A 6,376-nucleotide genomic window follows, 5' to 3' on the forward strand; every position below is an offset into this window, starting at 1 on the left:
GGCGTCCAACTTCGAGTTGGCCGGGTTGAAGGCGAAGTCGTACTTCAATGAGGCGTCGTCAGGCTGAAAGCGTTGGGACGGCGGATTGTGCTCCACAAAGCCGCCGAAGTGCTTGATAGTCGCGGGGGAAGCAACCTCGATTTTGCCCTTTGCAATTGGGCCGGTGATGTAGTTGGAGAACGTTCGTTTCAGATTCCAGCTCAGGCTCGCGGTCTCAATAGCGGGAACGCTCGCCGCGTGTGCAGACGGGGCGACGACGACACCCGCTGCAAGCAGAAACGTCGCCGCAGCGGCAGATTTACGGGTCGGGAACATGTGGATCTCCTTAGGTGCGGTCGGGGAAGAGGAGGTTGCGCGTGTGCGAGCCGAGGGCGTTGGTGTCAGTGCGCGTGGGGGATACGTGGATCGATTCCCCATGCCGGCGGACCTCGAGGGGATACTCGTATACTGCAGACAGGGTCTCGCTGGTAAACACCTGGTCAATAGGGCCGCTGGCGGCCACGCGACCTCGGTTGAGACAGGTCACTTGGTCGCAATAATTGGCCGCTGCGTTGAGATCGTGCAGCACCACCACGACGGTGCTCCCGCTACGCGCCGCCTGCCGGATGAGTCCAAGGGCACGCTCTTGGTGCTTAACATCCATGGCCGCTGTTGGCTCATCGAAGAACACCACCGGGGTGGTCTGCGCGAGGACACGCGACATGGCCACGCGGGCGCGCTCGCCGCCGGAGAGTGTCACGACTTCACGGCCGGCAAGGTGGGAAACCCCGGTGGCCTCGAGGGCGGCATCGATAATCGCGTTGTCCTCCTCCGGGCTGCTCGTGCCTTCCCACGGCGAACGTCCCATCGCCACGACATCGCGGACGAGGAATGAGAAGGTGACGGACACGTCCTGCAACATGACAGCGCGCTTCCTGGCCATCGCTTTTGGCTTGGCATGCCGCGGCTCAACACCGTCGATCTGCAGCACGCCCGAGGCAACGGGGATGTCTCCAGAGAGTGAGGCGAGCAGCGTCGACTTACCTGCGCCGTTCGGGCCGATGAGGCCGGTGACGGTGCCAGGTGCGGCGTGAAAAGAAACGTCGGAAAGCAACTCGGCGTCGCCGATGCGGACGGTCATGTTGTGCGCCTCAACGCTCATGTCAGTGCACCCCCTTGCGCATCATTTGACGAAGTAGAATGAAGAACGTCGGCCCGCCGACGAGCGCGGTGAAGATGCCGATGGGCATATCCGCGTACGCGATGAGGTTGCGCGCCACCACGTCTGCAACCGCGATCAGCGCCGCGCCGCCGAGTGCTGATGCCGGGATGAGCACGCTATTCGACGGTCCAACAGCAGTGCGGATGATGTGGGGAATCACCAAACCGACGAAGCCGATGAGTCCTGCGTAGGACACTGCGCCTGCGCTCAGTAGCGTCGCCAGGAGCACGCTGATTGTTCGCAACCGCTGTACGTTGACACCAACGTGCGATGCGGCGCCTTCTCCGAGCGCCAGCAGATCGAGCTTCCGGCCGAGGAACAGCGCGCACACAATTCCGAATGCCGCAATGCAGGCGACGGGGGTGACGTGCTTCCACTGTGCACCGGCGAGGGTGCCCATCTGCCAGAAAATGATCTGCTCACGCGCAGTCGAGGGTGCGAGGAACAGCAGGAATGAAATGGTTGCGCCAGCGACGGCGTTTACCGCGATGCCCACCAAGATCAAGTTGACAACCGCGGTCTTACCGCGGTGCCTCGCCAACGCCCACACCAATAGCGTCGTGGCTAAGCCGGCGACAAATGCGCCGATTGGGATGGTCATGGTGCCTGCGAAGCTCGCCCCGCTGACGATGAAAATCGCTGCACCGACGCCGGCACCCGAGGTCACACCCATCACTGAGGGCTCAGCCAGCGGGTTGGCGAAGACAGCTTGCATGAGCGCGCCCCCCACGCCGAGCGCAGCGCCGACAAGAATGCCCAAGATCAGCCGGGGGATACGCACCTGCCAAATGACAGAGGCATCCATGCCGTCAACGCCGAAGGGGCCGCGAGCGAGAATCCGCGGCAGGTCCCCGAGGTGGACGGTGTATTGGCCGACGCTTAGCGACACGACGAACGTCACCGCAAGCAGCACGACGAGTCCGATGAACAGCGCGATGCGGCGCCGGTGTCGCTGCGCGAACACCTGGTCTACGTAGTTAGCCATTCGTGCGCTGCCCGCTCTTTGTGTCCACCGAGCCGGTGTTGGCACCTTCGCCGTACAGCAGTTTCGCGGCGCGCAAGAGGAGCTCTCCAGTTTGGGGGCCGAAGGCGAGGGAGTCGCCGTCATTCATCGTGATCGCGCGTTGATTCTGCCCGGCGATTGTCTGCACGACACCCGGTCGCTGGAGTAGCCCTTCCATGCCGCCGGTGGACTCGAGGCCCTTCGTCATCAGTACAAACATCTCGGGGTTGAGCTCAGCGAGCGCTTCGGGGCTGGCCGGCTTCAGATCGGTGATGCCGGCCTCGGCCGCCATGTCGCGACCGCCTAGGGCATTGATCAGGCTGGTAGATCCGTAGTCCTCGCCAATGATGTAGAAGATGCCACCGGTGCCACGAAGGTACAGAAACGCCATGCGCAGCGGCTCAGCAGGCTTGATCTCATCGATCACGGCAAGCGCCTCTTCAACCTCGCGCATGCTGCGTTCGGCGAGCTTCTCGCCCTCCTCGGGCAAACCAACCACCGAAGCCACCAGGCGGATATCGTCGCCGATGGTCTCCAGCGAGCGCTTGGGGTTCATCATCACCGTGGTGATACCTGCGTTGCGGATTTGCTCAATCACCTCTGGCGGGCCGACGGACTCATCCACAATCACCAGTGTTGGGTTCAGCTCCAAGATGGCCTCGGCGTTGAGGTTGTGGCCACCCACGGTGACCACTGGGCGGTCAGCCAAGGAGGGTTCCGTGCTCGACACCGTTCTGCCTACGATGTTCTCGTTGAGCCCCAGACCAGTCAGGGTCTTGGTGTAGGTGCCGTACAGGTCGAGCGCCAGGATGCGGGAGACATCGGTTACCTCAACGTCGAAGCCTTTCGCGTCTACCAGCGAAACAGGGAGGGCTGGTGTTGGGTTGGTAGCCACAGGGGCAACGTCGTCAAGCGAAGGCACGGTCTTCACACCCTGCGCCGCGCGCGGATCGACTTGGCCCGCTTCCGTGCGTAACTCGCTCGCGAGCTCAGCGTTCACACTCGATGTGCCGTCCCAGCTTGCACAACCGGTTAAGGCGAGCATGCAGACGAGGACGGTGGCTACTAGTCTCCTCATTAGGGTGGGATCTCCTTAGACGCTCGGGGCCTTGCGGCCGAAGTTGATAATGCTGCCGCCGCCGATAACCAGTGACGCGAGCAAGGCAAGTACCGACGGCACGCTGTTGCCGTCGAGGTTGAGACCGGACGGCGAGGCCCCGGAAGACTTGATCCGGAACTGGTCTTCGCCATCCCCGGTCTGCTCCTTGAATCCACCGAGCGAAGCGTTGTCGCCCATGCTTTGTGCTGCGGCGGTGGAGGACGCTGCGCCCGGGCCTGTCCCGTCCACACCGACACCGTCAGCACGCAGTGCCGCAGCGGCATCGGTGGAGCTGGACTTGCCCTGCGCGTCGCCTTTTGTTGCTCCTCCCTGCCCTTGGGCACAGTTCGGGGCGCCGCTGAGACTCGCGGTGAAATTGATCGGGTCCAGCGGGTCGCCTGCGGGGTAGAAGTTGGCGAACGCCTCGGCTCCAACTGGTGTCAGCGTGGTGGTTGCTGAACCGGAAACTGCGGAATCGGAGACGTCCAGCGACGTGAACGTGAGATTGGCCATGGCGACGCGGCCGTAGTCGCCGGGGTTGCCTTCGACATCGTTCGACGTGACATCCATGACAAGCAATCCCGCGTTGCCCTTGAATTGCACCTCGATGTTGGAGAAGCGGGTTTCAAGAATGCCCTTGTGGCCGTAGAACTCAATGGTTCCAGGGAAGAGGATCGTGCCTTCCTTGGTCTGCGGATTCACGGCTCCGCCTTGCGCCTTGAAGCGGTATTGGCCGTCGGAATACGCGACGTTGTTGGAAAGGTTCCAGCCACCCTTGGCAATCTGGCCCTGGATGTACGCGCGGAACGTGGAACGTACACCCCACGCGAAGTCGCCGCTGGTCACGCCCTTCGAGGCGGGGGCAGTGCAGATGTCGTTGGATACGGCCTGGGCTGCGGGTGCAGCTCCAGCTCCAGCTCCAGACTGCCCAGAGCTGGCTGCTCGGCTCGGGGCGGCACCACCCGATGGGCCTGCGATGCCACCTCCGCCGCCGCTACCGCCATCGGCCGCGTCAGCGGTGGAGAATCCTCCGCTGTTGGGCGCTGCAGCAACGCCGCCGGTACCAGTGCCAGCCGCACCAGCACCTGTCGGAGGAGCTTCAGCAGACGTGGCAGCGCTGGTACCCCACACCCGGTCGTGGAACTGGCCGGAGTTGTCCATGAGATTTTCAGTGTTGGTGATCAGCCCGTTGACTTCAATGAGAGTGTCGTTGACTTGGCCGAGCAGTTTGGCTGCGCCCTCGGTGGCGTTGGAGCGTGTGGCGGCACCACCACTACCTGAGTTTCCACTGGTCCCCGAGGGTGCGCCGGAGCCCGCCCCCATCTTAAGGCTGAGGTTGAGCGGGGAAAGGGGCTCACCAGCAGGGTAGAAATCCGCGAATACCTTGCTTGCACCTTCGGTAGACACCTTGGTGTCACCGGTGAGGGTGACGGTGTCTTGCGAGAAATCGGGAGCGGCTGAGAAAGCGACGGTGGCTAAGACCGCCTCCTTGCCTGTGAACAATGGGCCGATGTTGCCTGGCACGCCGGTGTTCTCGCGGCTCTCATAATCCACTCGAATCTCACCGCTGGTGCCGTTGATCACCAGTTTCATGTTGGTGAGCTTGATGTCAAGCGTCCCTTTGTGGCCATAGAACCGGATCCCGCCGTCAAATGCAATGGTGCCCGCATTCGCCCCCGTAATGTTCGAGTTGGCAACTGGGATGGTGAATACGCCGTTAGCGAGCGTGATCCCGCCGGAGGTCTGCACCTCACCCTTGGCAACGGGGCCCATGATGTACTTCATGAAGGAGTCGCGGATTGACCACTGCATTTGCCCGGATTGCACGGTCCGGTTGCTGGCGGCCTGCGCCGTGGCTTCGGGGGCCGCAATGAGTGGAAAGCCGATGGCCCCACCGGCAGTAAGCAGCGCCCCAGAGATGGTGAGGGCCGCAATTCTGTTAGCCCGTTGTTTGCTAGCTTTCCGCATCCTGTCGACTCCCTCTAGAATTCTACCAAGCTTAGGCTACGCTAATTTAGCCATGGCTTAGTTTAAAACGCAAGTAGGAAGGGAAAACCCATGCGGGACAAGATCGATGCATCGTTTGCCATGCTCTACCCCGACGTTGATCCGGGAACGCCATTGCCGCCGTCAACCTGGGAGCGAGTGGCGGTGTCCTTGAGCTCCGGCGTGTTGTTCTTCGGCGTCGCGGCAGGCGACCTCATCATCGCCGGTGTGGGCCTGTTTTTGGTGCTGGTGGCGACGGTGATGCCAACGCAGCGCGCCGACCGGCGCACCCGAAACGAAGCTCGCGCGCGGTTCCCGCAGGTGCCTTGGGCTGAAAAGGACGTGTCACACCAATACGAGCCTGCGACGGTGATCGGTGTGACCTGGGCGGCTATCGCGATCGTCGCCGTTCTCGCGCTGCTACTCGTGCCAGCGAAGTTCAGCCTTCTTGCCGCGGGGGTGTGCGGCGTAGCCGCAGCAGTGATCATGTGGTTCGTCCCCGGGATCCACCCGTCCCGGCAGCCGGAGATTCTTGGCTACGAGTACGAAGACGACTCTTTAGATGCCCCCCGCGATGTGGAGGAGACTGCAACGTTCAGCCGCGTCGAGCAATAGCCTGCTCGTACACCTCGACCACTGCTTCGGTCGAGGTGCGCCAGTTCCAGCGCAACGCTTCCTCGCGCGCGGCGTCGTCGTCAAGTGGCGTTGTGGAGATCACCTCGCCGTTATGGAAGACCACCGCGCCGTTTTCGGCGATGAACGTGTCGCATGCGGGGAACATGCGTTGCAGTGTTGCCAGTTGGCGGCCGGAGGCGGGGGTGATGGTGATGGACTGGGCGGTGGCGTCGTCGTAAAGTTGCCAAAAGCGCTCAGGTACCTGGCCTTCCGGGGTGAGGAGGGTGCCGTCCATGTCGAGTGCGATCAGTCGTGGCGTCTGCATTGCCCACACCATACCGGTGTGATGTGGAACACTGGGCGACATGACTGAGTTTGTGAAGACCGAAGTACGCGGCACGACCGGGGTGATCACCCTCGACCGCCCCAAGGCCCTGAATTCTCTGAACCCGGAGATGGCACGCGCCATCGA

General features: G+C 62.5%; 7 protein-coding genes and 1 pseudogene. 2 read left to right on the forward strand and 6 right to left on the reverse strand.

Annotated features, from left to right (window positions below):
• The 5 genes from HMPREF2617_RS06015 to HMPREF2617_RS06035 all read right to left on the reverse strand — a co-directional run.
• A partial coding sequence (locus tag HMPREF2617_RS06015) for an HtaA domain-containing protein (RefSeq protein WP_210400148.1) occupies positions 1–315 on the reverse strand: 315 nt, incomplete at its 3' end.
• A gap of 10 nt (positions 316–325) precedes the next feature.
• Entirely contained in the window at positions 326–1,141 is an 816-nt protein-coding gene (locus tag HMPREF2617_RS06020) for a heme ABC transporter ATP-binding protein (protein WP_070452410.1), read from the reverse strand.
• Between the two features lies 1 nt (position 1,142).
• Positions 1,143–2,186 (reverse strand): FecCD family ABC transporter permease, encoded by a 1,044-nt coding sequence (locus tag HMPREF2617_RS06025; protein WP_070452407.1) that lies wholly within the window; start codon positions 2,184–2,186, stop codon positions 1,143–1,145.
• A complete protein-coding gene (locus tag HMPREF2617_RS06030; RefSeq protein WP_070452404.1) occupies positions 2,179–3,282 on the reverse strand; it encodes a heme/hemin ABC transporter substrate-binding protein in 1,104 nt (367 codons plus the stop codon). The genes HMPREF2617_RS06025 and HMPREF2617_RS06030 overlap by 8 nt, the downstream gene beginning before the upstream one ends.
• A 15-nt stretch (positions 3,283–3,297) precedes the next feature.
• Positions 3,298–5,115, reverse strand: a complete 1,818-nt coding sequence (locus HMPREF2617_RS06035) for an HtaA domain-containing protein (RefSeq protein WP_070452401.1) — start codon at positions 5,113–5,115, stop codon at positions 3,298–3,300.
• A gap of 246 nt (positions 5,116–5,361) precedes the next feature.
• Between HMPREF2617_RS06035 and HMPREF2617_RS06040 the strand changes: the two genes are divergently transcribed.
• Positions 5,362–5,904 (forward strand): hypothetical protein, encoded by a 543-nt coding sequence (locus tag HMPREF2617_RS06040; protein WP_070828903.1) that lies wholly within the window; start codon positions 5,362–5,364, stop codon positions 5,902–5,904.
• Here HMPREF2617_RS06040 and HMPREF2617_RS06045 read toward each other — a convergent pair.
• Positions 5,885–6,229: an HAD family hydrolase gene (locus HMPREF2617_RS06045; RefSeq protein ID WP_070840314.1), complete on the reverse strand. Its 345-nt coding sequence runs from the start codon at positions 6,227–6,229 to the stop codon at positions 5,885–5,887. The genes HMPREF2617_RS06040 and HMPREF2617_RS06045 overlap by 20 nt on opposite strands.
• A gap of 40 nt (positions 6,230–6,269) precedes the next feature.
• Between HMPREF2617_RS06045 and HMPREF2617_RS12295 the strand changes: the two are divergent.
• Positions 6,270–6,376: pseudogene (locus HMPREF2617_RS12295) on the forward strand (enoyl-CoA hydratase/isomerase family protein); the annotation flags it as partial.

It is taken from the genome of Corynebacterium sp. HMSC070H05 (assembly GCF_001837615.1).
In the GTDB taxonomy this organism is placed as follows: domain Bacteria; phylum Actinomycetota; class Actinomycetes; order Mycobacteriales; family Mycobacteriaceae; genus Corynebacterium; species Corynebacterium coyleae.